General features: G+C 66.1%; 27 protein-coding genes. 17 read left to right on the top strand and 10 right to left on the bottom strand.

Annotation, left to right across the window (positions count from 1 at the left end):
• Positions 1 to 7 precede the first annotated feature (7 nt).
• Positions 8 to 1,246 carry an enhanced intracellular survival protein Eis gene (locus EL337_RS28450; RefSeq protein ID WP_048631494.1) on the top strand — a complete coding sequence of 413 codons (1,239 nt, stop codon included), beginning with the start codon at positions 8 to 10 and terminating at the stop codon, positions 1,244 to 1,246.
• On the opposite strand, the gene EL337_RS28445 is transcribed toward EL337_RS28450, so the two are convergent.
• Positions 1,234 to 1,860, bottom strand: coding sequence for a TetR/AcrR family transcriptional regulator (locus tag EL337_RS28445; protein ID WP_048631493.1), 627 nt, complete (start codon positions 1,858 to 1,860; stop codon positions 1,234 to 1,236). The genes EL337_RS28450 and EL337_RS28445 overlap by 13 nt on opposite strands.
• 97 nt (positions 1,861 to 1,957) lie before the next feature.
• Here EL337_RS28445 and EL337_RS28440 point away from each other — a divergent pair, with 97 nt between their 5' ends.
• Entirely contained in the window at positions 1,958 to 2,701 is a 744-nt protein-coding gene (locus tag EL337_RS28440; protein ID WP_048631492.1) for an SDR family NAD(P)-dependent oxidoreductase, read from the top strand.
• 88 nt (positions 2,702 to 2,789) lie between these two features.
• Entirely contained in the window at positions 2,790 to 3,716 is a 927-nt protein-coding gene (locus tag EL337_RS28435; RefSeq protein WP_197724159.1) for an alpha/beta hydrolase, read from the top strand.
• Between the two features lie 30 nt (positions 3,717 to 3,746).
• Here EL337_RS28435 and EL337_RS28430 read toward each other — a convergent pair whose 3' ends face one another.
• The 4 genes from EL337_RS28430 to EL337_RS28415 form a co-directional block, all read right to left on the bottom strand.
• On the bottom strand, positions 3,747 to 4,271 hold the full coding sequence (locus tag EL337_RS28430) for a hypothetical protein (protein WP_109519812.1): 525 nt from the start codon (positions 4,269 to 4,271) through the stop codon (positions 3,747 to 3,749).
• Positions 4,272 to 4,372: 101 nt separating this feature from the next.
• A complete protein-coding gene (locus EL337_RS28425) occupies positions 4,373 to 5,461 on the bottom strand; it encodes an inositol-3-phosphate synthase (RefSeq protein ID WP_048631491.1) in 1,089 nt (362 codons plus the stop codon).
• Between the two features lie 70 nt (positions 5,462 to 5,531).
• Positions 5,532 to 6,077: a PadR family transcriptional regulator gene (locus tag EL337_RS28420; protein WP_048631490.1), complete on the bottom strand. Its 546-nt coding sequence runs from the start codon at positions 6,075 to 6,077 to the stop codon at positions 5,532 to 5,534.
• 126 nt (positions 6,078 to 6,203) lie between these two features.
• Entirely contained in the window at positions 6,204 to 7,079 is an 876-nt protein-coding gene (locus EL337_RS28415) for a DUF1707 SHOCT-like domain-containing protein (RefSeq protein WP_048631489.1), read from the bottom strand.
• Positions 7,080 to 7,214: 135 nt separating this feature from the next.
• Between EL337_RS28415 and EL337_RS28410 the strand changes: the two genes are divergently transcribed.
• The 3 genes from EL337_RS28410 (at position 7,215) to EL337_RS28400 (ending at position 11,954) form a co-directional block, all read left to right on the top strand.
• Entirely contained in the window at positions 7,215 to 7,649 is a 435-nt protein-coding gene (locus tag EL337_RS28410) for a DUF5318 domain-containing protein (RefSeq protein WP_048631488.1), read from the top strand.
• A gap of 61 nt (positions 7,650 to 7,710) precedes the next feature.
• A complete protein-coding gene (locus EL337_RS28405) occupies positions 7,711 to 10,260 on the top strand; it encodes a transglycosylase domain-containing protein (protein ID WP_083443006.1) in 2,550 nt (849 codons plus the stop codon).
• A 131-nt stretch (positions 10,261 to 10,391) separates the two neighbouring features.
• Entirely contained in the window at positions 10,392 to 11,954 is a 1,563-nt protein-coding gene (locus EL337_RS28400) for a glycosyltransferase family 87 protein (protein WP_048631588.1), read from the top strand.
• Here the strand turns inward: EL337_RS28400 and EL337_RS28395 are convergent.
• Positions 11,948 to 12,514: a hypothetical protein gene (locus tag EL337_RS28395; RefSeq protein ID WP_048631486.1), complete on the bottom strand. Its 567-nt coding sequence runs from the start codon at positions 12,512 to 12,514 to the stop codon at positions 11,948 to 11,950. The genes EL337_RS28400 and EL337_RS28395 overlap by 7 nt on opposite strands.
• 187 nt (positions 12,515 to 12,701) lie before the next feature.
• On the opposite strand from EL337_RS28395, the gene rpsF reads away from it, so the two are divergent.
• From rpsF to dnaB, 5 genes are all read left to right on the top strand, one after another.
• Complete coding sequence (gene rpsF / locus EL337_RS28390) at positions 12,702 to 12,992, top strand: 30S ribosomal protein S6 (protein ID WP_003931678.1); 291 nt, start codon at positions 12,702 to 12,704, stop codon at positions 12,990 to 12,992.
• A gap of 100 nt (positions 12,993 to 13,092) precedes the next feature.
• A complete protein-coding gene (locus EL337_RS28385; protein ID WP_048631485.1) occupies positions 13,093 to 13,602 on the top strand; it encodes a single-stranded DNA-binding protein in 510 nt (169 codons plus the stop codon).
• Between the two features lie 34 nt (positions 13,603 to 13,636).
• On the top strand, positions 13,637 to 13,903 hold the full coding sequence (gene rpsR, locus EL337_RS28380) for a 30S ribosomal protein S18 (RefSeq protein ID WP_048631484.1): 267 nt from the start codon (positions 13,637 to 13,639) through the stop codon (positions 13,901 to 13,903).
• A gap of 18 nt (positions 13,904 to 13,921) precedes the next feature.
• Positions 13,922 to 14,377, top strand: coding sequence for a 50S ribosomal protein L9 (gene rplI / locus EL337_RS28375; protein ID WP_048631483.1), 456 nt, complete (start codon positions 13,922 to 13,924; stop codon positions 14,375 to 14,377).
• 497 nt (positions 14,378 to 14,874) lie between these two features.
• Positions 14,875 to 17,490 (top strand): replicative DNA helicase, encoded by a 2,616-nt coding sequence (dnaB, locus tag EL337_RS28370; protein ID WP_083443020.1) that lies wholly within the window; start codon positions 14,875 to 14,877, stop codon positions 17,488 to 17,490.
• A 240-nt stretch (positions 17,491 to 17,730) separates the two neighbouring features.
• Here dnaB and EL337_RS28365 read toward each other — a convergent pair whose 3' ends face one another.
• The 3 genes from EL337_RS28365 to EL337_RS28355 form a co-directional block, all read right to left on the bottom strand.
• Positions 17,731 to 18,099, bottom strand: a complete 369-nt coding sequence (locus EL337_RS28365; protein ID WP_048631482.1) for a hypothetical protein — start codon at positions 18,097 to 18,099, stop codon at positions 17,731 to 17,733.
• A gap of 239 nt (positions 18,100 to 18,338) precedes the next feature.
• Positions 18,339 to 19,178 (bottom strand): SDR family NAD(P)-dependent oxidoreductase, encoded by an 840-nt coding sequence (locus EL337_RS28360; protein ID WP_048631481.1) that lies wholly within the window; start codon positions 19,176 to 19,178, stop codon positions 18,339 to 18,341.
• On the bottom strand, positions 19,175 to 19,480 hold the full coding sequence (locus EL337_RS28355; protein WP_235666606.1) for a nuclear transport factor 2 family protein: 306 nt from the start codon (positions 19,478 to 19,480) through the stop codon (positions 19,175 to 19,177). The genes EL337_RS28360 and EL337_RS28355 overlap by 4 nt, the downstream gene beginning before the upstream one ends.
• A gap of 286 nt (positions 19,481 to 19,766) precedes the next feature.
• Here EL337_RS28355 and EL337_RS28350 point away from each other — a divergent pair, with 286 nt between their 5' ends.
• Positions 19,767 to 20,594, top strand: a complete 828-nt coding sequence (locus EL337_RS28350) for a MerR family transcriptional regulator (RefSeq protein WP_048631479.1) — start codon at positions 19,767 to 19,769, stop codon at positions 20,592 to 20,594.
• Positions 20,595 to 20,755: 161 nt separating this feature from the next.
• On the opposite strand, the gene EL337_RS28345 is transcribed toward EL337_RS28350, so the two are convergent.
• Positions 20,756 to 21,313 carry a TetR/AcrR family transcriptional regulator gene (locus tag EL337_RS28345; protein ID WP_048631478.1) on the bottom strand — a complete coding sequence of 186 codons (558 nt, stop codon included), beginning with the start codon at positions 21,311 to 21,313 and terminating at the stop codon, positions 20,756 to 20,758.
• A 118-nt stretch (positions 21,314 to 21,431) separates the two neighbouring features.
• On the opposite strand from EL337_RS28345, the gene EL337_RS28340 reads away from it, so the two are divergent.
• The 5 genes from EL337_RS28340 to EL337_RS28320 all read left to right on the top strand — a co-directional run bounded on the left by EL337_RS28340 (position 21,432) and on the right by EL337_RS28320 (position 26,065).
• Positions 21,432 to 22,172: an SDR family NAD(P)-dependent oxidoreductase gene (locus EL337_RS28340; protein WP_048631477.1), complete on the top strand. Its 741-nt coding sequence runs from the start codon at positions 21,432 to 21,434 to the stop codon at positions 22,170 to 22,172.
• 74 nt (positions 22,173 to 22,246) lie between these two features.
• A complete protein-coding gene (locus EL337_RS28335; protein ID WP_048631476.1) occupies positions 22,247 to 23,146 on the top strand; it encodes an aldo/keto reductase in 900 nt (299 codons plus the stop codon).
• Positions 23,147 to 23,241: 95 nt separating this feature from the next.
• Positions 23,242 to 24,183: an alpha/beta fold hydrolase gene (locus tag EL337_RS28330; RefSeq protein ID WP_109519810.1), complete on the top strand. Its 942-nt coding sequence runs from the start codon at positions 23,242 to 23,244 to the stop codon at positions 24,181 to 24,183.
• A 222-nt stretch (positions 24,184 to 24,405) separates the two neighbouring features.
• On the top strand, positions 24,406 to 24,846 hold the full coding sequence (locus tag EL337_RS28325) for a pyridoxamine 5'-phosphate oxidase family protein (protein WP_048631474.1): 441 nt from the start codon (positions 24,406 to 24,408) through the stop codon (positions 24,844 to 24,846).
• 277 nt (positions 24,847 to 25,123) lie between these two features.
• Positions 25,124 to 26,065: an LLM class flavin-dependent oxidoreductase gene (locus tag EL337_RS28320; protein ID WP_053086825.1), complete on the top strand. Its 942-nt coding sequence runs from the start codon at positions 25,124 to 25,126 to the stop codon at positions 26,063 to 26,065.
• Positions 26,066 to 26,068: the final 3 nt, after the last annotated feature.

The following is a 26,068-nucleotide window of genomic DNA, read 5'->3' as shown; positions in this document are numbered from 1 at the left end:
GGTGAAAATGGCGTGCGGTCCGACCGCGGGTGTGCCACCGTCGATCAACGTGACGCACACACAGCCACTGACGATCCGCACCGCCGACGACGCAGACTGGTCGGCGATGGCACTGGTTGCCGCGACGGGCTTCGGGGTCTTCCGCCCCCAGGAGACCAGTGAGGTCTGGCGTTCCATGGTGCCGCCCGACGGTGCGGTCGTCGCGTGCGACGGCGACGATGTGGTGGGCGTGGCACTGTTCCTCGACCTGGCGCTGACGGTGCCGGGAGGTGCGGTGCTGCCGATGGCCGGTGTGTCGTGGGTGGCCGTCGCCCCGACCCATCGCCGGCGCGGCGCCCTGCGCGGAATGTTCGCCGAATTGCACCGGCGCATGGGCAGTTATCCGATCGCCGGCCTGGAAGCCAGCGAGGGCGGCATCTACGGAAGGTTCGGCTACGGCCCGGCGACGGTCTGGGAGAGCATGGCCATCGATCGCGGGCAGGCGCGTTTCCATGCCGACGTTCCCGATCCCGGTGGTGTCCGGATCGTCCGTCCCGCCGAGCACCGCGGTGAACTCGCCGACATCTACGAGCGGTGGCGGCTGCAGACCCCGGGTGGGCTTCCCACCCCGGCGTCGCTGTGGGACGAGATCCTCGCCGACCGCGAGGCGTCCCGCCACGGCGGCAGCGAGTTCTTCTGCCTGCTGCACCCGAACGGGTTCGCGCTGTACCGGGTGCACACCGGAAAGCGCAAAGACACCGTCGAGATCACCAAGCTCGCCGCGGCGACACCGGAGGCGTACATCGCGTTGTGGCGGACACTGCTCGGGCTGGACCTGATGGAGACGGTCACGCTCGCGACCCATCCGGGCCACGTCCTGCCGTATCTGCTGACCGATTCCCGACTGGTGCGCACGACGGACAGTGAGGACGGGCTGTGGCTGCGAATACTCGACATCCCGGCCGCGGTGCAGGCGCGCACCTATTCTGCGGATCTTTCTGTGGTGCTGGACATTTCGGATCGGATCCTGGGCGGCGGCGGCCGATTCGCGCTGGACATCCGGGACGGCCGCGCCCGCTGTGCACCCACCGACACGGCTGCCGACGTGCAGATGGACCTGTCGGTGCTGGGCAGTCTGTATCTCGGCACGCACCGTGCGTCGTCGTTCGCGACGGCGGGCCGACTTCGTGCCGACCCGGCGCTCGTCGCGCAGCTGGACGCGGCGTTCGCGTCGGACGTCCCCGCCGAATTGGGCTATGGCTTCTGACGACCTCGGCGTGCGGGCGGAAGCATCGTCGCGAGGCCGGCCAACGCCACGTCGACCACGGCATCCAGCCTCGCCTGCGGCACACCGCCTGCGGCATCCACGGCGAGACCCTGTCCGATCGTGACGGCGTATCCCGCCAAGGCTGCGGTGTCGATGCCGGCCGCATCCTCGGTTCGGGCCAGTGCGTCCGCGACGGCGGCTTCGATACTGTGGCGGTATTCGGCGAGTAGTCGCGGTATGCGTGCGTTGTTCGGCCCGCAGGACAGGCCGCCCTGGATGGACAGGCACCCCGGCGCACTTCCCGCGCGCACAGCGTTCGCGGTGGCGCGCAGATATGACTCGAGCACCTGGTAGGCGCCGGGCCGCGACAGCAGTTGACCCAGATGCTCGTGGTAGGTCGTGCCGTAGCGCTGCAGAGCACGGATGAAAAGTTCTTCCTTGCTGCCGAAGACCGCGTACAGGCTGGGCCTATTGATACCCATGGCGTTCGTCAGTTCGGCGAGTGACGCACCTTCGTAGCCGAGACGCCAGAACACGTCGATGGCGCTGTCGAGCGCCTGATCCTCGTCGAAGGCGCGTGGCCGCCCGCCGGCAGACCTCTCTTCTGCGCCCATGCTCGCGATCCTAGCGCCGAACCCTCGACTACTACCGATCGGTACAAAACTGGTACGGTCGGGATGCAACCGATCGGTACAAAACAGGGGAGGACTCATGCCAGACCTGACAGGCAAGACAGCACTCGTCACCGGAGCGACGTCGGGAATCGGGCTCGCCGGAGCACGGGCACTCGCCGAGGAAGGGGCCTACGTCTTCCTGGTGGGTCGCCGCCAGGACGCCCTCGAGGACGCCGTCGCAGGTATCGGCGCCGAACACGCCAGTGCCATTCGGGCCGACGTCACCGTGCAGGCCGATCTCGACCGTGTCGCCGCCACCATCAAAGCCACCGGACGGCGCCTCGACGTCGTCTTCGCCAACGCGGGCATCAACGAGTTCGCGACGCTCGGGAATCTCACCTGGGAACACCACACCACGATCTTCAACACCAACGTCGGGGGAGTGATCTTCGCGGTGCAGGCTGCCCTTCCGCTGCTCAACGACGGCGCATCGATCATCCTGTGCGGTTCCAACGGCGACGTGAAAGCCGCGCCCGGGGCGAGCGTCTACGCGGCGTCGAAGGCCGCGATCAGATCTCTGGCGCGCAGCTGGGCCGCCGAGCTCGTCGACCGCGGTATCCGCGTCAACGTCGTCGCCCCGGGGCTCACGCAGACTCCGGGTCTGGCCGACCTGTTCTCCGAAGCCGACGACGCGCTGGCCGACCTGACCTCCACGGTGCCGATGAAGCGCCGGGCCCGCCCCGAGGAGATCGGCAGTGTGGTGGCCTTCCTCGCGTCCGACGGTAGCTCGTTCATGACCGGCGCCGAGGTCTACGTCGACGGCGGAGTCAGTCAATTCTGATCGTCGCCTCTGCCCCTGGCGCACGCCGGAATGGACGCGCCGTGAAGCCAGTTGCTCTACGAACCGTCGACCGGAAAGGCACCGAACTGTGACCACCTCGCCGATGACCATCCCGCGCGGACCGTTTGACCTCGCCGCCGTGCTGCACCTTCCGGACGACTTCGACGGGACACGCGAATTTCCTGCCGTGGTGCTGTCGACACCGGGCAGCAGCGTGAAGGAGCAGATCGGGGCGAACTACGCGTCGCGGCTCGCTGCCCGCGGTGTCGCCGCCCTCGTCTTCGATCCGGCATACCAGGGAGCCAGCGGCGGGGAGCCGCGAGACCTGGAGGATCCGTACCGGCGCGGGGAGGACATCTCTTACGTGATCGACGCACTGGAGACAGTTCCTGGCGTGGCACCGGACCGCATCGGCGTGCTCGGTATCTGCGCCGGCGGCGGGTACGCGGTACACACCGCACGCACCGACCACAGGATCCGGGCGGTCGGCACCGTGGTCGCCGGCAACATGGGCGACAGCTGGCGCTCCGAGGCTTTCGCACCCGACGGTCCCGCCGCTGCGCTGGACCGCCTCGCCGCCGAACGGTCTCGTGAAGCCCAGTCCGGCAACCTGGACCGTCTCAACTGGCTGCCCGACACGCTGGACGAGGCCGCGGCCGCCGGTATCACCGACATCGACAACACACAGGCGATCGAGTACTACCGGACGACGCGCGGGGGACACCCGCGCTCGACGAATCGACGCCTGGCGCGAAGTGACGCACTGCTGTTGGGCTACGACGCGTTCCACCTCGTCGAGCAGCTTCTGACCCAACCGCTGCAGGTCATCCTTGCCGGCCGCAAAGGGGTCACAGGATCGTATGAGGCGGGCATGAAGCTCTGGCAGCTCGCGCCGAACCCGGTCGATCTCATGATTGTCGAGGGTGCCGGGCACTACGAGATGTACGACGTTCCCGAGTACGTCGATCAGGCCGTCGACCGGCTGGCCGACTTCTACCGCGAACACCTTCCCTGACGGCGGGACAAGTAGTACCTCACCGGGCAGTCACCATCGCAGCATCGGGAGTGGTCTCAGCGGGTGTGTCGCTGCCCATCGAGCGCCGTTGCGAACCAGTAGTCCGTGGAATCCGTTGTAGGGAAAGGCTTTTACCACTGACCGGATGTCAGTACGCGTCAGTCCGCTGCGCAGGTGTCCTCTCGCGACGTCGATGCGATCGGCGATCCGGAAGGTTTCCACCCACTCGTCCTGGCATCGCCGGACCTTGTGGTGCTGCTCCACCATGTGCAGTGCGCGATCCACCTGGCGAAGTCCGTACCTGGGAGCCAACTCTGCGAGGTGCTTCATCGAGGGCGGGATGTAGTCCCAGCCGGAGGTCCACAGCCCCATGTCGTGCAGTGCCCAGGCAACGGCTACTTCGTCGGGAATGGCGTTGGTGGTGAGCAGCTTTCGCTGGTAGTTCAAGCCCCGGTAGACGTGGTTGCGGTAGCGGATCGTGTCGGCGCCCAGCGCGTCACCAAAGCCCTCGAGCACGTCGTCGACGATCTCGTGGTCGAGTATCAGGTCGTCCACCGCTACCGCCAATCCGTCGTTGCGTCAACGCGACAGTGCGGGGAGATCGCGATGTCACGAAGAAACGCGCTCTCCCCGCACTCTCGGCGGGAAAGCAGAAACTAGCCTTCGATGAACTTCTCCAGCTGCACGCGGGCGATGTCGTCGGCGAGCTGCTTGGGCGGGCTCTTCATCAGGTAGGCCGACGCGGCCTCGATCGGTCCGCCGATACCGCGATCCTTGGCGATCTTGGCCGCACGCACGGCATCGATGATGATGCCCGCCGAGTTCGGCGAGTCCCACACCTCGAGCTTGTACTCCAGGTTCAGCGGCACGTCACCGAAGGCGCGGCCTTCGAGGCGGACGTACGCCCACTTGCGGTCGTCGAGCCACGCGACGTGGTCGGACGGGCCGATGTGAACGTTCCTGTCCTCGATCTTGTCGGCCAGCGAGCCAGTGAGGTTGGACGTCACGGCCTGGGTCTTGGAGACCTTCTTGGACTGCAGACGGTCGCGCTCCAGCATGTTCTTGAAGTCCATGTTGCCGCCGACGTTGAGCTGGTAGGTGCGGTCCAGCGTGACGCCGCGGTCCTCGAACAGCTTGGCCATCACGCGGTGGGTGATGGTGGCGCCGACCTGGCTCTTGATGTCGTCGCCGACGATCGGGACGCCGGCGTCTTCGAACTTCTTGGCCCACTCGGGATCGGAGGCGATGAACACCGGGAGCGCGTTGACGAATGCCACGCCGGCGTCGATGGCGCACTGGGCGTAGAACTTGTCGGCCTCATCGGAGCCGACGGGCAGGTAGGACACCAGCACGTCGACGTTCGCGTCCTTGAGCACCTTCACGACGTCGACCGGATCGGAGTCGGACACCTCGATGGTCTCGGCGTAGTACTTGCCGATGCCGTCGAGCGTCGGGCCGCGCTGCACCGTCACGTCGGTCGGCGGCACGTCGGCGATCTTGATGGTGTTGTTCTCGGAGGCGAAGATGGCCTCGGAGAGGTCGAAGCCGACCTTCTTGGCGTCCACGTCGAACGCGGCGACGAACTTGACGTCGCGGACGTGGTACCGGCCCAGCTTGACGTGCATCAGGCCGGGAACGGTGGCGTTCTCGTCCGCGTCCTTGTAGTACTGCACGCCCTGTACGAGCGAGGACGCGCAGTTGCCCACGCCGACGATCGCGACCCGGACGTCAAAACTTTCGGTCATGACGGCTCTCTCCTCTGTCCTACTTCACTGCCTGTTTGGGAATTACGGTGTGCTCCAAGGGAGCGGCTTCTCACGTCTGTTCGGCGCGGCCCTGCGCCGACTTCTCCGCTGCGATCAACTCGTTGAGCCAATTCACTTCGCGCTCACTGGATTCCAGCCCCAGCTGGTGGAGCTGCTTGGTGTATCGATCGAGTGAGTTGCTGGCCCGTGCCACTGCTTCGCGCAGACCTTCGCGACGCTCCTCCACCTGGCGGCGACGGCCCTCCAGGATCCGCATCCGGGCCTCCGCAGGGGTCCGGTTGAAGAACGCGAGGTGCACCCCGAAGCCGTCGTCGGAGAAGTTCTGGGGACCGGTGTCGGCCACCAACTCGGTGAAGCGCTGCTTGCCGGACTCGGTGAGCTGGTACACCCGCCGAGCGCGTCGCACCTTCACCGAGCCCTCGGGGGCGGCATCCTCGACGATCAGTCCGTCGGTCTGCATCCGCCGCAACGCCGGATACAGCGAGCCGTAGGAAAAGGCGCGGAACGCCCCCAAAAGCCCCGTCAGCCGCTTGCGGAGCTCGTAGCCGTGCATCGGCGATTCCTGGAGCAGCCCCAGGATGGCGAGCTCAAGCATCCGGGCACCTCCTTCCGATGACGTCCACGTCTGCGCCGTTACGACGGCTCAACACCTCGCGCAACTGTATCGCGCCGATATATTGAGCGCCACATGGGTGCTCTGAGAGAACGCTGTCAGTGTGGTTCAGCGGTTGGCGGGCCAGATGGCCTTGGTGCTCCCGTCCGGGTACAGCTCGATGCGTCCGTTGCCGAAGTCGCTGCTCACGATGATCTCGACGGTCACAGCGTCCGGTGTGCCCGGATCCTCACCGGCTTCGATCCGCAACCAGGTGTCGGTGATGTCGGCACGGTCCATCCCGACGGTCTCCGGCGCACCCCGCAGGATGCCGAGGGTCTTCTCGTAGTCGAACGCCGCCAGGTCCACCAAGCGCTCGTCGGCGCTGACGGCCGATGGTGAGCCGCTCGGGTCACCCCAGCCGCCGCGGTAGTAGTAGGTGAGGCTGCGGCGGTTGTCCTGCGGATCCGGGCGGTCCAGGTAGGCCATGTCCTCGTGGATGTCCAGCTCGTAGCCCATCGTGCTGCCGAACTTCTTGCGCATCTGCTCGAACAGTCCGGTGAAGCCGCCGAGTGATTGCAGTTGCCTCGGCGGGGTGAGCACGGTCGCGGGAATTCCGTCGTCCTTGGCGCCCGGGTCGGTCTCGAAGCTGAGCGGGGACGAGGAGTTGCCGTAGAGACCCCAGCCGATCGCGATGCCGAGAACGACGAGCACACCGGCCATGGCCGCCTTGATCGCCCAGCCTCCGCCGGTGCCGGGGGTGCGTCGGTTGATGACCTTGGTGATCACCGGTGTCGCCGACTCTTTGGACTGCAGATCCGACACCAGGTCTTGGAGCTGCCCCAGCGTCGAGGCGGTGGTGGCGGTCTTGACCCGCTCGCCGTGCTCGGCCATCGACAGCTGTCCCTCGGCCAGGGCGGCGTCGAGGATCTGGCAGGTGTCGTTGCGGTCACTGTCTTTTGCCCGCATCCACGACGTGCGTCGTCCCGTGCTGCCCGTGGCCACGTTCAAGATCGTAAGAGTTCGCCCCGCGACGGCGCAGGCCAGACCGGATTCCGGCGGCACGCAGATTCCCGTCGTTGCGATCTCGGGACGCACGTCGAGCCTCGGTGCCCCAAGGGCCGACGTACTCTGGTCCTCGTGCGATTGCAGCGACAGGTGGTGGATTACGCCCTTCGGCGGCGGTCCCTGCTGGCCGAGGTCTACTCGGGACGCACCGGCGTCTCGGAGGTGTGCGACGCCAACCCGTACTTGCTGAGGGCGGCAAAATTCCACGGCAAGCCCAGCTCGGTGATGTGCCCGATCTGCCGGAAAGAACAACTGACGCTGGTGTCGTGGGTGTTCGGCGACCACCTCGGCGCGGTGTCGGGATCCGCGCGAACCGCAGAGGAGCTGGTCCTGCTGGCCACCAAGTACGACGAATTCTCGGTACACGTGGTGGAGGTATGTCGCACGTGCAGCTGGAACCATCTGGTCAAGTCCTACGTGCTCGGAGCGGTCCCGCCCCCGAAGGGGTCTCGCGGGCCGCGCCGCACCCAGACCGCGCGCGGTACTGCGCGGACGGCCAGTGAATAGCGACGGGCGCCACGACCGGTCAGCCGACGACGCCCGCGACGGGCAGAAGGCAGCCGAGAGCATGGGCGCGCGAAATCCCCAGAACCGACCTGACCCCGCCGGGCGCCGTCCCGGCGACAGTGGCCGTCATCGGCCACCGGCCCCGAGCCCGGGAGGACCGGGCGGGCCGCGTCCGGTGCCGCCGGACGACCGGCACACCGCGGTGTTGCCGCCGGTGCGCGACGGGGTGCCGCCGCACCTGCGGGACCCGATCGACGACGTCTCACGGGCACTGGGCGGACGCGGGCGGCACGAGCGAGGCAGCCAACGTCCGGGCAACCCGGGCCCGCCCAACCCGGGCCCGCCCAAGCAGCCACCGCCCCCACGCGGACCGGGCGGCGGACCCACCGGTGGCGGACCGACCGGGCCGAAGCGCACCATCCGCGAGCAGATCAACTGGAAGTGGGTGCGGCGCGGTGCCGCCGTGGCCGCGGTGGCGCTCATCGTGCTCCCGCTGCTGACGTTCGGGATGGCGTACATGATCGTCGACGTCCCCAAGCCCGGCGACGTCCGCACCGCGCAGGTGTCGACCATCCTTGCCAGCGACGGCAGCGAGATCGCGAGAATCGTTCCGCCGGAAGGTAACCGGATCGACGTCAAGATCGATCAGATCCCGGTGCACGTCCGCGACGCGGTGATGGCCGCCGAGGACAGGGACTTCTACTCCAACCCGGGGTTCTCGTTCACCGGGTTCCTGCGCGCGTTCAAGAACAACATCTTCGGTGGTGACCTGCAGGGCGGTTCGACCATCACGCAGCAGTACGTGAAGAACGCCCTCGTCGGCGACGCGCGGTCGGGTCTCGGCGGGGTGATCCGCAAGGCCAAGGAACTGGTGATCTCCACCAAGATGTCCAGCGAATGGTCCAAGGACCAGGTGCTGGAGTCCTACCTGAACATCATCTACTTCGGACGCGGCGCCTACGGCGTGGCAGCCGCGTCACAGGCGTACTTCAACAAACCGGTCGAACAGCTCACCGTCGCCGAAGGCGCACTGTTGGCGGCGCTGATCCAGCGGCCGTCGGGGCTCGATCCCGCCGTCGACCCCGACGGGGCTGCGGTGCGGTGGAACTGGGTGCTCGACGGAATGGTCGACATCGGTGCGCTGTCGGCGACCGACCGCGCCGCGCAGGTGTTTCCGCCGACGATTCCGCCAGATGCGGCGGGTACGCAGAACCAGACCACCGGCCCCAACGGCCTCATCGAGCGCCAGGTCGTCAATGAGCTGCTCGAGATCTTCAACATCAGCGAGCAGGCGCTCAACACCGAGGGCCTGCAGATCACCACGACGATCGATCCCAAGGCGCAGGCCGCGGCACTCGATGCGGTCGAGGAGTACATGGACGGTCAGCAGCCCGACATGCGCACCGCGGTGGTCTCGATCGACCCGAAGACCGGCGGCGTCAAGGCCTACTACGGCGGCTCGGACGCCAACGGATTCGACTTCGCCCAGGCGGGGTTGCCCACAGGGTCGTCGTTCAAGGTGTTCGCGCTCGTCGCGGCACTGCAGCAGGGGATGGGCCTGGGCTACCAGGTCGACAGCTCACCGGTCGAGGTCAACGGCATCAAGATCTCCAACGTCGAGGGCGGAAGTTGCGGTACCTGCAACATCGCCGAGGCGTTGAAGCGGTCACTGAACACCAGCTATTACCGGTTGATGCTGCAGCTCAAGAACGGGCCGCAGGACGTCGCCGACGCGGCACACCAGGCGGGTATCGCCGAGAGCATCCCCGGGGTGGAACACACGCTGTCCGAGGACGGCCAGGGCGGGCCGCCGAACAACGGGATCGTGCTGGGGCAGTACCAGTCCCGCGTGCTGGACATGGCGTCGGCGTACGCGACGATCGCCGCGTCGGGCACCTATCACAAGCCGCATTTCGTGCAGAAGGTCGTCAACGCCGAGGGCGATGTCCTCTTCGACGCGACGCAGGAGGACGGCAGCGGCGAGCAGCGCATCGACAAGAAGGTGGCCGACAACGTCATCGCCGCGATGCAGCCGATCGCCGGCTACTCGGGCAGGTCGCTGGCGGGTGGCCGCCCGTCGGCCGCCAAGACCGGCACCAATCAGCTCGGCGATACCGGCGACAACCGGGACGCGTGGATGGTCGGCTTCACGCCGTCGCTGTCCACGGCGGTCTGGGTGGGCACCACCGACGGCACCCAGCCGCTGGTGAACGAATCCGGTGGGGCGGTCTACGGCTCGGGTCTGCCTGGCCAGATCTGGAAGGCCACGATGGACGGTGCGCTGGACGGCACCGACAACGAGACGTTCCCCAAGCCCGAGGAGATCGGTGGTTACGCCGGGGTGCCCCAGGCGCCGCCGCCACCGCCGTCACCGACCGCGCCGCCACCGCCGTCGGAGACCGTGATTCAGCCGACGCTGGAGATCGCGCCGGGCATCACGATTCCGTGGGGTCCGCCGACCACCGTGCCCGCGACGCCACCTCCGGTGCCCGGCGCTGAACCGGCACCCGTGGGAGCGCCCGGTGCCCCGGTGCCTCCCGGCGCACCGCCGCCCGGCGCCCCGGTGGTACCCGGTGCGCCGGTGCCGCCCGGTCCTCCGCCGCCTCCGTGAGCGCGGCGGGCGTCGACGACGGGCATGCCGACGACCGGAGCGACCGGACCAACCAGATTGCCAGTGAGGACGGGCTGCGCACATCGCCCGCTCGACTCGCCGCAGATGTGCGCAGCCTCGACACCCGGGACATGCCGAGCCGCACCGACACTCTCGGCGCGGCGCTGTCGGGCACCGTCGGCGGCCCCGTCGGCCGCCACGCCCTGATCGGCCGTACCAGGTTCATGACCCCGCTGCGCGTGATGCTCATCATCGCGCTGGTGTTCCTGGCACTGGGCTACTCGACGAAGTCCGCGTGCCTGCAGACCACCGGCACCGGCACTGCCGATCAGCGGGTCGCCAACTGGGAGAACCAGCGCGCCTACTACGAGTTGTGTTACTCCGACACGGTTCCGCTGTACACCGCGGAGCTGTTGAACCTGGGCAAGTTCCCGTACAAGTCCAGCTGGGTGGAAACCGACGCCGAGGGCAAGCCGCGCGTCCAGTACGACGGTCAACCCGCGGTGCGCTACATGGAGTATCCGGTCCTGACCGGGCTCTACCAGTACCTGTCGATGACGGTGGCCAAGACCTACTCCGCGCTGACCAAGCTGGTTGCGGTGCCGGTGATCGCCGAGGTCGTGATGTTCTTCAACATCGCCGCGCTGGGTCTGGCGCTGGCGTGGTTGACCACCGTGTGGGCGACGGCGATGCTGGCCGGGCCGCGCCGCATCTGGGACGCCGCGCTGGTGGCCGCCTCGCCCATTGTGATCTTCCAGATCTTCACCAATTTCGACGCTCTGGCAACGGCTTTCGCGGCGTGTGCGCTGCTGGCGTGGGCGCGGCGAAGACCCGTGCTGGCCGGTGTCCTGATCGGTCTGGGGGTGGCGGCGAAGCTCTACCCGCTGCTGCTGCTCATCCCGCTGGTGCTGCTGGCGGTGCGCACGGGCCGGCTGCGGGAGGTCGGCAAGACGGCGGCGGCCGCAGTGGTGGCATGGCTGGTGGTGAACCTGCCGATCATGGTGTTGTTCCCGCGCGGGTGGTCGGAGTTCTTCCGGCTCAACACCCGCCGCGGCGACGACATGGATTCGATCTACAACGTGGTGAAGTCGTTCACCGGGTGGCCCGGTTTCGACCAGGATCTCGGGTTCTGGGAGCCGCCCGTCGTACTGAACACGGTGAGCGCCGCGCTGTTCGCGGCGTGCTGCATCGCGATCGGGTACATCGTGCTGACGGCGAATCGGCGGCCGCGGGTCGCGCAGATCGCGTTCCTGGTGGTCGCGGCGTTCCTGTTGACCAACAAGGTGTGGAGCCCGCAGTTCTCACTGTGGCTGGTTCCGCTGGCGGTGCTGGCGCTGCCGCATCGACGAATTCTGCTGGCGTGGATGACCGTCGACATGCTCGTCTGGGTGCCCCGGATGCTGTATCTGTTCGGCGAGCAGAAGATGGGCCTGCCCGAGCAGTGGTTCACCGCGACGGTGCTGCTACGGGACATCGCGGTGGTCGTCCTGTGCGGCTTCGTGATTCGCCAGATCTACCGGCCGCATCTGGACCTGGTCCGGCAGGGCGGTGTGGACGATCCGGCGGGTGGTGTCTTCGACCGCGCACCCGATGCGTTCCCGCGTCGGCTGCCCGACTGGCTGCGGCCACGACCCCGGATCGTGACCGCCGCGGAGCCCGACCGTGGCGTCTTGATCGGACGCCTGGGTCAGTAGGCGCTGGTCGGTTTACGTTTGGCGGTGATCCAGGCGGTGGTGGACGGCACCAGCACCAGCACCAGCGTCGCCATCGGGAAGATGAGGCCCAGGAGCGCGAATGTTGCGCCGCTGATGTAAGGGCCCGTCGCCGACGCGGCGTACCCGAGGCTGAGGAGGTTGGCCGCGATCGTGACCCCGCATCCACCCACGACAAGACGGCGACCTGCCATCTTGCGCTGCGCAAGTTTCACGGTTCCGGCGGCCAGAAGGAGCCCGGCCACGAAGGTCAGCAGGATTCCGAGGATCAGCACGGGCAGTACCGAGCCGGAAATGCCGACGGAGGTCTGGACTCTCGAGTCGGTGTCGAGCAGGCTGACGCCGAACAGACCGAGGAAGGCGAGAAGACTGACACCCAGGCATGCGACGGCGACGAGTCCGGCGAAGGCGACCGCCATGATCCCGGTGACACCGCTGGGCGGCGGCTGCGGGACCGGCTGGGGGAAGTGGTAGGTCGCGAAACCCGGCCGGGGCTGCTGGTCGGGGGAGCCGTCCCCGGAGGGCCCGTGCGGATGGTTCATCCAACCCCTCTCGCACGACGTGGGTGACGGTGAAGCACCAAGCCTAGCGGTCCACGGCGGCGTCGCGGTCTGACGATTTCGCAGATCAGGACCGGTCCCTGTAGCCTGGGCAGGTTGCCGACGCAGGCGACCCTCCTGCCACGGACACGCCGTGGCCGACCAGACCAGAGGAGGTGATGGGTTCCTTATGCGTCCATACGAAATCATGGTCATTCTCGACCCCACTCTCGACGAACGTACTGTTGCTCCGTCGTTGGAGACGTTTCTGAACGTCATCCGCAAGGACGGCGGCAGTGTCGACAAGGTTGACATCTGGGGACGACGCCGGCTGGCGTACGAGATCGCCAAGCATGCCGAGGGCATCTACGCGATCGTCGATGTGAAGGCCGAACCGGCCACCGTGTCCGAGCTGGATCGCCAGCTCAACCTGAACGAGTCCGTGCTGCGGACCAAGGTCATGCGGACGGACAAGCACTAAGAAGCTTGACCTCCTGTGCACGTCGGGGCTGTTCCGTAGGCTCGCCTGCGAGCTCTTTCCGACGCGCACTGCGCAGACCAACACAACTCAGGAGGACCACGTGGCTGGTGACACCGTCATCACGGTCATTGGAAACTTGACCGCCGACCCCGAACTGCGGTTCACGCCGTCGGGCGCGGCCGTCGCGAACTTCACGGTCGCGTCGACGCCCCGCATGTTCGACCGTCAGACCAATGAGTGGAAGGACGGCGAAGCGCTGTTCCTCCGCTGCAACATCTGGCGCGAAGCTGCCGAGAACGTCGCCGAGAGCCTCGTCCGCGGATCGCGGGTGATCGTCAGCGGCCGTCTGAAGCAGCGGTCGTTCGAAACCCGTGAGGGTGAGAAGCGCACGGTTATGGAGCTCGAGGTCGACGAGATCGGCCCGTCGCTCAAGTACGCGACGGCCAAGGTCAACAAGGCCAGCCGCAGCGGCGGCGGTGGTGGCGGCGGATTCGGCGGCGGAGGCGGGGGCGCGAGCTCGCGTCAGTCGGAGGCCCCCAAGGACGACCCGTGGGGCAGTGCGCCCGCGTCGGGCTCGTTCGGTGGCGCCGACGACGAACCGCCCTTCTGATCAACCCATTTTTCATTTGTAGAAAGAGATAGACATGGCCAAGTCCTCCTCCACGAAGAGGCGTCCGGCTCCCGAGAAGCCGGTCAAAACCCGCAAGTGCGTGTTCTGCTCGAAGAAGGGCAAGAACCAGGACATCGATTACAAGGACACGCAGCTGCTGCGTACCTACATCAGCGAGCGCGGCAAGATCCGCGCCCGCCGCGTCACCGGCAACTGCGTGCAGCACCAGCGTGACATCGCCATCGCGGTGAAGAACGCTCGCGAGGTCGCGTTGCTGCCGTTCAGCTCGGCGACGCGATAGTCAGGACAGGAACGAACAATGAAACTCATTCTGACCGCTGAGGTCGAGCACCTCGGCGTACCCGGTGACGCCGTCGAGGTCAAGGACGGCTACGGCCGTAACTACCTGCTGCCCCGTGGACTGGCGATCGTGGCCACCCGCGGCGCGGAGCGCCAGGCGGAGGAAATCCGCCGCGCTCAGGAGCTCAAGAGCGTCAAGGGTCTTGAGCACGCCAACGAGCTGAAGACCGCCATCGAGGGTCTCGGCGACGTCGACGTGGCCGTCAAGGCCGCGGGCGACTCCGGCAAGCTGTTCGGTTCCGTGACGGCGGCCGACGTCGTCAACGCCATCAAGAAGGCCGGCGGCCCGAACCTGGACAAGCGGACGGTCAGCTTGCCCAAGGCGCACATCAAGGCGCTGGGCACGCATCCCGTCACGGTGCGTTTGCATCCCGACGTGAACGCCACGGTGTCGGTCAACGTCGTCGCGAAGTAGCCGCGCGCCGGACACAGCAGTACTCACACGACCGGGCGACGACCTCTAGGGGTCTCGCCCGGTCGTTGCTGTCTTCTGGTAGCGAACCATTCGCCGCAAAGCGAACACAGCGAACCTAACCGGCTGTTAACCTGCGCGGCGCCGAGGCGCAACACAACACGCCCGAGTCGGAAACCGGACACGACACGCCGACGAATTTCCCATCCACAGAAGATCCACCGGCCTACCCTGCCTCCATCAGGGAAAACAGGGTCAACATCGATGGTTATCAACAGGTTCTCCCCAACCCCTCAACATGGTCCACCAGACCTATGCACACGCCATCCACAGGCTCATCCACAGCGGGCGGTTGCGCTACCGCCAGCAACGTCTAGCGTTGGCCGTCGCGGCAGCAGTGCGGCCGCCAACGAGCGAGTTGTCAGAGGCCGGATCTACAGTCGCGACATGCCGTTGTCGAATGTGCGTTCGATCGCGATATACAGGGGGTGGGTCTCGGCGTGGCCGTGGTAGATGACTTGGGTCGTCCCGGAGACCGTAGGGATTCCCGGCAGGCTGAGCCGCCCCCCAGCGAGGATTTCGGGCGCCAGCCCCCGCAGGATCTCGCCGCCGAGCAGGCGGTGCTGGGCGGCATGCTGCTGAGCAAGGATGCGATCGCCGACGTCCTGGAACGGCTGCGGCCCGGCGACTTCTACCGGCCCGGAAACCAACTCGTCTACGACGCCGTCCTGGATCTGTACAGCCGCGGGGAGCCGGCCGACGCCGTCACCGTCGCCGCTGAACTGGACCGGCGCGGGCTGCTGCGCCGCGTCGGCGGGGCGCCGTATCTGCACACGCTCATCTCGACGGTGCCGACCGCAGCCAATGCCGGCTATTACGCCGAGATCGTGGCCGAGAAGTCGCTGCTGCGCCGCCTCGTGGAGGCGGGCACCCGGGTGGTGCAGTACGGGTACGCAGGCGCCGACGGAGCCGACGTCAACGACGTCGTGGACCGCGCGCAGGCCGAGATCTACGACGTCACCGAGCGGCGGGCCTCCGAAGATTTCGTCGTCCTGGAGGAGCTGCTGCAGCCCACCATGGACGAGATCGACTCGATCGCGTCGTCGGGCGGCATCTCGAAAGGCGTGCCCACCGGTTTCCACGACCTCGACGAGCTGACCAACGGGCTGCACGCCGGCCAGATGATCGTCATCGCCGCGCGTCCCGGTATGGGGAAGGCGCTGAAGATCGATACGCTGCTGCCGACACCGACCGGGTGGACGACGATGGCCGACGTCGCCGTCGGCGAACAGCTGATCGGCGCGGACGGCCGGCCGACGCGGGTGGTGGCTGCCACCGAGGTCATGCTCGGGCGGCCTTGCTACGAGGTCGAATTCTCGGATGGCACAGTTCTGGTCGCCGACGAGCAGCACCAGTGGTTGACCGACACCCGTGCGTCCCGTCGATCCGCGGGCCAGGTGTCCGCCGCGGTGCGGACCACACGCGAGATCGCGGAGACCTTGCGGTGCCCGACGGCGGATCGCCGGCTCAACCACTCGGTCGTCAACACCGCGCCGCTGCAGGGCGAGGACGCCGACCTACTCGTGCCGCCGTACACGCTGGGGGCCTGGCTGGGGGACGGCACCTCGACGGCCGCGCAGATCACCACGGTTGACCCCGAGATCCTGATGCGGATCGAGGCGGAAGGGTTGGTCACCGTCCCAGCGCCCAGCGCGCCGATGCGATACGGACTGCAGTGGGCACCGGCCGAGCCGGTCGCCTCGCGAGAGTGCGTCGTGTGCGGTACTGCGTTCGTGCCGCAGACGAGCCAAGTTCGTACGTGTGGACGCTCGTGCGGGGGACGTGCTCGCTTCGTGTCAGAACCCGTTGCGGCGCCGACGTGTTCGCGATGCGGCGGACCGTCGTGTGGCCTCAGGATGTGCCAAGGTTGCCGCAACGCGGTGGGTACTGTTCAGGCACGGCTGCGGACGCTCGGCGTGCTCGGACAGAAGCACATCCCGATGCAGTATCTGCGCGCCTCCGAGGCGCAGCGGCGGGCGTTGCTCGCGGGCTTGCTCGACACGGACGGCACGGTGACCAACGGCGGTGCGGTGCAGTTCTGCGTCACCGATGAGCGCCTGGCGACCGACGTTGCGGAGTTGGTCGTCTCGCTGGGTTACCGCTGCCAGATGGCCACCAAGGCGGTAAAGGGTCGTACAGAAGCATCCTCGACGGCCTACCTGGTCAATTTCTCGGCGGCCGACTCGGTCTTCGGATTGCACCGTAAAGACCTGCTGCACAAGGAACGACGTGCTGCCAGCGCGGTGCGGTCGAACTCGCGGTTCATCGTCGACGTGCGTCCGGTGCCGAGCGTGCCTGTGCGGTGCGTAGAAGTCGACAATGACGATCACATGTACCTGGCCGGTCGATCGATGGTGCCGACGCACAACTCCACGCTGGGCCTGGACTTCCTGCGCTCGTGCTCGATCAAGCATCAGATGGCCAGCGTCGTGTTCTCCCTGGAAATGAGCAAGACCGAGATCGTCATGCGTCTGCTGTCGGCGGAGGCGAAGATCAAGCTTGCCGACATGCGGTCGGGTCGGATGAGCGACGACGACTGGACGCGCCTGGCCCGCCGGATGAGCGAGATCAGCGAAGCGCCGCTCTATATCGACGATTCGCCGAACCTGACGATGATGGAGATTCGCGCGAAGGCGCGCCGGCTCAGTCAGAAGGCTGGCCTTCGGTTGATCGTCATCGACTACCTCCAGCTGATGACGTCGGGTAAGAAGGTCGAGTCACGCCAGCAGGAAGTCTCGGAATTCTCCAGGCAGCTCAAGCTTCTGGCCAAGGAGCTGCAGGTGCCGGTGATCGCGATGAGTCAGCTCAACCGCGGTCCGGAACAGCGCACCGACAAGAAGCCGATGCTCGCCGATCTACGTGAGTCCGGCTCAATCGAGCAGGACGCCGACATGGTGATCCTGCTGCACCGCCCGGACGCGTTCGACAGCGACGACCCCCGCGGCGGCGAGGCGGATCTCATTGTGGCCAAACACCGTAACGGCCCGACCAGAACGGTCACCGTCACCAACCAGCTGCACCTGTCGAGGTTCGCGAACATGCCAAGGACGCAGTAGGGGGTTGTGGCCTTTCAAGTTTGAAGTCCAAATTCTCAAATGACATGTCCGTCTGATGTCCAGATGGACATGTCGGAGAGATTCCGCCCATCGAGCCAGCGGTAGCACTGGAGGCCGGCCTCTGGTCAGCGCCGAAATGGACCACTCCCACGGAAGCCGCGTGCCGGGTCTTTCGGACCCACGCCGGTCCAAGTGGCGGCCGACGACACTGACCGAGTGATCTACCCCAGCGGGGTGCGCCTACGCGTCACCCAAACTCGGCCGGTAGTCCGCCACTTCGGCCTCAGCAGCGAGCAACGCACCCAATTCGCCCTCCTGCTGGGCGACAAACACACCGACAACCTGCCGGCACACCTCCGGCACGCTCACCCCGCGCATACGAGCAATACGTGTCAACCCGACCAGCATTGACGTCGACACGTGAAACTGCACGGCGAACTGACCGCAAGAACCATCCTCGGGCGGTAACCCCGGACCAACGACCACCGGATGATCTGACCCGAATTCGTCAACATCAGCACCGCGAGCCCTCTCAACGGCCCCACCACTAGCGCCGCTAGCAACGCCCTCGTCCGGGTCGCGGAACTCTTCATGGCTGAACAAACCCATGCGCCCACGCTAGACCTTGCAGAATGCCGAAGCCGCCAAGTGAGCGGGTGCGGCCTGCCGGAGACCAAGGCGGCAGCGAGGCGCGAGCGGGCCGGAGGGTTGTGTCGGGTTCTCAGTGCGGCTGGAATGGGATTGTCACTGCGTGTCCGACTGGCCATTGCTCGAGTTCAGCCAACAGCGGCGCACACTAGTTGATGTAAGCACCTAGTCACCGACCTACCGTCCTGCGGTCAGCACATTCAGGCGGGGAAATCCGCACTGCGAGATAGAGTTTCGTTCCTCTGGATGTCGGCGAGGGTCTGCTGCAGCGCATCGGTGACAGCGTCGTAGCCGCTATTACCCAGGACCAGGCGGCGCGGAGGCGGATCTTGAGCCATCGCTGCGATCACCGCACGGGCACCGCGGTGCGGATCGCCGGGTTGCGTGCCGTCCATCTCGACGAAGGCGGCGCGGACCTGCTCCAGCATGTCGTGGTACTGCGGAATCGCCTCCTCGACGGGCTCGTTCGCGAAGCCGGCGTAGGCGTTGGTGCGGAACGCACCTGGTTCGACTGTCAAGACGGAGATGCCCTGAGCGGCCACCTCGTCGCGCAGGGCATCGGTGATCGCCTCGATGGCGTACTTCGTCGCGCTGTAGAAGCCGAATCCGGGCGCCGAAACCAGCCCCGCCACCGACGACACGTTGACGATCCACCCGTTCCCGCGGGCGCGCATTCCCGGCAGCACCGCACGGGTCACCGACAGCACGGCGAAGAAGTTCAGCTCGAACATCGCCCGCAACGAGGACTCGTCCATTCCTTCGATCGATCCGTACCAACCGCGTCCGGCGTTGTTGACCAGCACGTCGATGCCGCCGAAGTGCTCCTCTGCGTCACGCACCGCACGTTGCACCTGGGCCGCGTCGGTGAGTTCCAGCGGCACAACGAGAACGCGGTCGCCGTACTGCTGCGCCCAAGTGTCCAGCTCCTGCGGGCGCCGGGAGGTGAGTGCCACACGGTCGCCGGCCTCGAGTGCGGTCTCGGCGAACGCCATCCCGAAGTTGCCGGGGGTGCCTCCGGTGATGAACCAACGCCGCGTCATGGCTCGATCACCACCCGGCTGATCACAGCGCCGTCGAGGGTGAAGCGGTAGTGCAGGTCGGCGACCCCGCCCGGGAAGTTGCCCTCCAGGTGCTGCCCGACGTCGACAGTCGTACCGGTCTTCTGTTCGAGCACCGTCGCGCCGGTGAATGCGGTGGTGTAGGTGTACTCGGCGGCCGCGGTGGCCACCCACGCGCCGATCTCGTCATGTCCCTTGTAGTCGTGGCCTTCGTCGGTCACCACGGCATCAGTGGTGAGTGTGGCCAGCGCTGTGTCTACCTCACGGCCATCGATCGCGGTCATGAACGTTTTTATGGTGTCGGGGAGTGCATCCCATTCTGTGGTCATGACCCCACGTTGGATCTTCCCCCAAGGGGAAGGTCAAGCCTCGGCCGGAGAATTCTTTCCTGGGCGCCCGCCTGCCGCGCCTGAGGCTCTCCACGGAAGCATTTCGCTCGCTGCTGCCAGCCGATGGCGGCCTCGTACGCAATCACCGGACTCGCGCCGCAGACTTGACCTTGCCCTAGGGGGAAACTGCACGATGGCCATACCCGATAAGGCAGGGTGACAGATTGCACAGGAGGATGCCATGGGCGCACGGGTCTCGATCGGTGACTTCGCAGTGATGACCAGCCTGAGTAGGAAGGCGCTACGGCATTACCACGAGATCGGCATCCTCGAACCAGCCCACATCGACTCCCATACCGGCTACCGCGTCTACGACACCGGCCAGGTCGATTCTGCACACATCATCCGCCGGTTCCGGTCCCTGGGCATGTCCATTCCCGACATCAAGGCACTGCTGAGCACAGAAGACGCCGCGGCCCGTACCGAGATCATCACCACCCATCTCGAACAGATGGAGGAGCAGCTTCAGCAGACTCGTGACGCCGTTGGCGCGCTGCGCGAATTGCTCTCGCCCGTAACGACGCCCGCCCATGTGGAGTTGCATCTCAAGCCGGCGTTCGCGGTGTGGTCCGTAGGCGCCACCATCGACGTCTCCGAGATCGACAGCTGGTTCGGGATGGCGCTGGGTACGCTGCGGGAGGCAGTCGCGGCGGCAGGAAGCGCACCCCTCGGGTTCGTGCCGGGTGGCCTGTACGACCGAGCGCTGTTCCTCGAATCACGGGGGAGGGCAACGCTCTTCGTTCCCGCGCCACAGTCCGCGCACCCCCCGGAGGGCGTCCGCGCCGAGGTCCTTCCTCAGGCCGAGTTCGCGGTGCTCACCCACTCCGGCGGTCACGACGGCATCGACCGCAGCTACGGGGCTCTGGGAAAACACGTAAACGAGCATCTGATCAGCGACCAGGGACCGATCCGCGAACACTACATCGGCTCCACGCCCTCGGAGCCGTACAACTTCACCGCGACAGAGATCTGCTGGCCGATCTTCAGCACCACGCCACCGTCAGAATGAAGGCAACCCGCCGCCAGTCCCTCCGCGAAACACGCTGTCACACAGACCATCCCATACCGGACTCCCGACCAGAACGGCCACTTCTCCCAGTGGCACGGCCGCTGGCGAGTTGTCCCCGCGGGAGTCGCGTCGCCGCGCTGCGCCGTCCTGGCGTTGGCGCACTAGGCGCCCGTTCCCGGCCATCCCGCCATTGCCAGGTCGGCTACGGCGAAAAGTTCGGCGCGACTGGCGCCACTGCGGGCTTGAACCGAAATACCTTGGCCTACTGCAACAATCCAGCGCGCCAGCACCACAGTGTCGACGCCGAAGAGCTCGCCGTCGGCGACCGCAGCGTCGAATCGTTCGGCGAGTCGGCGCACAATCGCTTCCCGTAACTCGGCCAGACCGGGGGCTTCGCCGACGGTAGTCAGGCACCCGGGGATGGCGCCGCTGACGAGGTTGGCGGCACCGTGCACCATGGCTTCGGCGACCTCACGGGCCGTCGGCCGGGTCAGCGCATCAGTCACGTAGCCGCTCGGCCCCGCGAGGTAACGCTCCGCAGCCCGCATGAACAGCTTCTCCTTGCTTCCGAACTCGGCGTAAATGCTGCGTCGGTTGACGCCGGTCACAGCCGTCACGTCGGAGATCGATACCCCGTCGAAGCCGTGCTGCCAGAACAGTTTCATCGCCGCTTCTTCGACCTGGTCAGGATCGAATTCTCGCGGCCGCCCGACTGCCACGCCGCACCGCCCTTCTCCTGTGATGCCCGTCACACTGGGATTAAACCCGTCAGTCACCGGCCTTGAGCTCACTGTACTAAGTAACACATCGGTTCGTAATCGCAGAGAGGCGCGGACAATGAGCTCACTGTCGGGACGACGGGCACTGGTCACCGGGGGATCGCGGGGCATCGGAGCGGGGATCGTGCGGCGACTGACCGCCGACGGCGCCGCGGTGGCCTTCACCTTTTCGGCGTCAAAAGCGGAGGCGGACGAGCTCCTCGCCGACGTGACCGCGCACGGCGCGAAGGCCGTGGCGATCCACGCTGACGTTGCCGATCCGACTCAGGCTGCGGCCGCCGTCGACACCGCCGCCGCCGAGCTCGGTGGCATGGACATTGTGGTGAACAACGCCGGCATCGCTGTGAAGGCGCCGATCGAAGAGTTCACCCAGGAGCAGTACGACCGGCTGGTGGCAATCAACATCGGTGGCCCGTTCTGGACAACTCACAGCTCGCTCAAACATCTGGGCGACGGTGGGCGCATCATCAACATCGGCAGCATCAACGCCGACCGGGTCCCGGTTCCCGAACTGTCGGTGTACGCGATGACCAAGGGAGCGGTGTCGTCCTTCACCCGCGGGCTGGCCCGCGAGCTCGGCCCGCGCGGCATCACCGTGAACAACGTCCAGCCGGGTCCGATCAACACCGACATGAATCCGGACGAAGGCGATTTCGCCGCGGCCCTGAAGAATGTGACAGCGCTCGGGCGTTACGGACAGACCAGTGACGTGGCCGCCGTGGTGAGCTTCCTGGCGGGCCCCGAATCCAGCTACGTGACCGGTGCAAACCTGAACGTCGACGGCGGTCACAACGTATGACGGTCGAGCGTCCATGGTCGTGTCAACGTCACCGCGGGACCACCCAACCACCACACAGTGAAGGAGAACAACTCATGACTTCGACGATCGCCAACGCGGGCACGTTCGACATTGCCGGAAAGACGGTCGCCCGGCTCGGATTCGGCTCGATGCGTTTGACGGGCCGGGGGATCTGGGGTGAACCCGCCGACCGCGACGAGTGCATCGCCGTGGTACGCCGCGCTGTCGAGTTGGGCGTCCAATTCATCGACACCGCAGACTCTTACGGTCCTTTCGTCGCGGAGCAGATCATCAGCGAGGCGCTCTACCCCTATCCCCCTGACGTGGTGGTCGCGACCAAGGCGGGCCTGACCCGCAACGGGCCCGACGTGATCGACACCGAGGACGGCCCGAAACGTCTTGGCCCGGCGGCGTGGCCGCCGGTCGGACGGCCGGAGTACCTGCGGCAGCAGGTCCTGATGAGTCTGCGTCGGCTCAAGCTGGACCAGATCGACCTGATGCAGCTGCATCGCATCGATGAGAAGGTGCCGCTGGCCGATCAGGTGGGCGAGCTCAAGGCGCTGCAGGACGAGGGCAAGATCGTGTCTATCGGCCTGTCGCAGATCACCCCAGAACAGCTCGCCGAGGCCAGGCAGATCGCCGACATCGTCACGGTGCAAAGCAGATACAACGTGATCGACCGCAGCGCCCAGGCGGTTCTGGAGGTGTGCAACCGTGACGGGATCGGCTTCATCCCCTGGGCTCCCGTCGCCCAGGGCGGCCTCGACAAGGCCCACGACGCTCTCGCCGAAGTGGCCCGCCAGCATGGGAACACACCCGCGCAGGTGGCCATCGCCTGGCTCCTGCAGACATCACCGATCATGCTGCCCATTCCCGGTACGTCTAAGGTGGCGCACCTCGAGGAGAACCTTGCCGCCGCCGAATTGACGTTGTCGCCGGCCGAGCTCGAAACGCTCACTGCTGCAGCACGATAGGACCTTGGCGACAGGGCGGCTCGATGGCGCCCGTGAGGATCTCCGCGCTTGTGCATTCCTGGGAGAAGCCTTGACCAACAGTGGCATCAGCACCAATGGCCGTCGACACGGATAAACACGCAGAAAGGCGAGAGGGCATGACCACAGCGCGCGATATCGAGGTCCACCACGGTCGGGCCTGGGTTGACCCGGATCAGACGGTTCGTATCGGCTATACGGTTGCCACTCCACCTGAACCCACCAAGACCGTCGTGCTGCTCCACGGCGCCCCCCAAACGCGGTACGAGTGGCGCAAAGTCATGATGCCGCTAGCCGTCGCCGGCTATCGGGTGATCATGCCCGACTATCGCGGCGCCGGCGCGTCGGACAAACCTCGTGAGGGATACGACAAGTGGACCATGGCCGGTGATATCCACAGTCTCGTGCGCGGGACTCTGGGCGTCGCGGAGCCCGTCTCGCTTGTCGGCCATGATCTCGGGTCGACACTGGCTCTGAGTTTCGCGCTGCGGTACCGCGATGATGTCGTGAGCGCCACCTTCATGGAAGCTCCGCTGCCGGGCACTGCCTACTACGAATGGCGCGTGGCTCAGAAGTCAGCGTGGCAGTTCTCCTTTCATGCCAACACGGACGTCGCGGTGTACCTCACGCACGGACGTGAACGTTGGTACATCAACCGATTCTTCGACGAATTGACCTACCAACCGGATGCGATCTCCAACGACGACCTTGACGTTTACGCCCGCGCGTTCGAAGCCCCAGGAGCCATGCGCGCACTGTGTGAGATCTACCGCGAACTCGACCGCGACGCTGACGACAATCGCACCGCGCTCCAACAGAGCGGCAAGCTCACCATCCCGGTGTTGGCCTCTGGAGGAGCATCCGGGCCCCTCGCCGGAAACTTCCGGGCGATGTGTGAAGAGGTCGCTAATTCGGTGACAGATCAGCTTGTCCCAGACTGCGGGCACTGGGTTGCCGAAGAACAACCGGAGTACTTCACCACGATGTTCTGCGACTTCGACACGAGGGCTCGGTCCTAAAATCCTCGGTGCGGCTCGACCAGTCCAAGACGTGCTCCCCGATCCCGCGACCCGGCCTGAATTCCGGTCACAGACTTTGGACAGAACCCCCCGACACCTTCACCGCAGCGGCTTGTCAGCGACGCCGATCAGCTTCGCCTGAGGTCACCAATCACAGTTGCCGCCGAACCGACCAGAACGGCACCTATCCTGTGGCGATTGCCCGCCGCGTAACCTCGTCCCATGCCGCGCAAACTCACTGACGACGAAATCACGGCGCTTCTCGACAGCCGTCCCGGCTGGGCGATCCTGACGACCATCGACAAGGACGGATTCCCACACACCGTGCCGCTGGGATACTTCCGGCGGGGCGGTGATGTCGTCATGGGTGTGCGAGATGGCACCCACAAAGTGGCCAACATCGAGCGCAATCAGAACGTGAGCGTCATGCTCGAAAGTGGCTCGACCATGGCCGATATCCGTGGGGTGATGTTCCAAGGTCACGCACGCATCGTTCGGGAGGCCGATGAGACGCTGGAGCTCGCACGGCACGCTGCCAGGATGCGGGGCGTGCCGGAGTCGGAGTGGCCCACCGCGCCGAGGCCGGGTGCTACCTACATCTCTGTGACGCCCGTGCGAACCAGGTCGTGGGATTACGGCGACTCGGCGTCAGACCAGGGCTGACCTCCGCCGAACTCCTTCAGTCGCCTCAAAGCCCGCCGGGGTCGCCCAGGCGCTCATGAAACCCGTTGCAGGAAATGGTGATATCGCGATGTTGTCGTGAGCGTCACGACGTCCACTTCCTGCCACATACGCGCGGATTCAGGTCTAGCGTTGTGAAATTCAGTAAACAACGCAGAATGTCGTGGAGCAGACCCAACCGAGCGCGGAACTCAGCATCGTCGCAAGACACAAGGATCGGCTCCCTTGCTGACGCGGGACTGAAGGAGCAGATAAGCACATGACCACGACAGGCAACGGCTGCCGCATCGCCGTACGGTTCGAGCCAGACTGGCCGGCCGAGGAACTTCCCGACTTCGCCCGTTGGGTTGAGGAACACGGCTTCGAGGAACTGTGGTTCAGCGAAGATCTCGGGTGGTCCGGAGGACTGGTCATGGCAGCGACTGCTTTGGCTCACACACGACGACTCCGGGTTGGACTCGGTCTTGTGCCGGCCGTCTCCAGGAACGTCTCGACGCTCGCAATGGAAGTCGCTGCCCTAGCGCGGCTGGCGCCCGATCGCCTGACCCTGGCGATCGGGCATGGCGTCCCGGCGTGGATGGAACAGGTGGGTGCCCGATCGAATACGCCTCAGGCGGCACTTGAGGAGACCGTCGTCGCCCTGCGCGCGTTGCTCGCGGGTGAACGAGTGACCACCACGGGCCGCTACGTCCGACTTGATGACGTCGGTCTCGGCTTCCCGCCCGCGTCCATTCCCTCAATCCTGATCGGTACTACCGGACCGAAGGGACTTCGGGCGGCAGGCCGAAGCAGTGACGGCGTTGTGCTGCCCGAAGTCTGTACGCCTGAAGCAGTGCGCTGGGCGAAGTCGACGATGAACTCTGCGGGCGCGCTGGTTGTTTTCGCCATGCTGAACGTCTCAGACGACGCCAGTGAGGCACTCGCTCAAACTCGGAGCAAGATACTTCCCATACTGGACTTGGATATCTACCCACGAATGACCGAGATCGCCGGATTGAGCGATGCCGGCAACGACCTCACCGACGCAACGCTGCAGTCGATGGCCGCCGCGGGCACCCCCGCCGACTGTGCCCGTGCAATCGGCGATTGGGGCGACGCCGGCGCCGATTGCGTGGTCCTCATTGCTGGAGGCCCTGATCCACGAGCCATGTACGAGCGGCTCGCCAGAGACGTGCTGCCACTGGTGCCCACCGTCGCCTGACGC

Origin of the sequence: Mycolicibacterium aurum, assembly GCF_900637195.1 — a bacterium.
Taxonomy (GTDB): Bacteria; Actinomycetota; Actinomycetes; order Mycobacteriales; family Mycobacteriaceae; genus Mycobacterium; species Mycobacterium aurum.
This window is presented reverse-complemented; position numbering and strand designations above follow the sequence as displayed.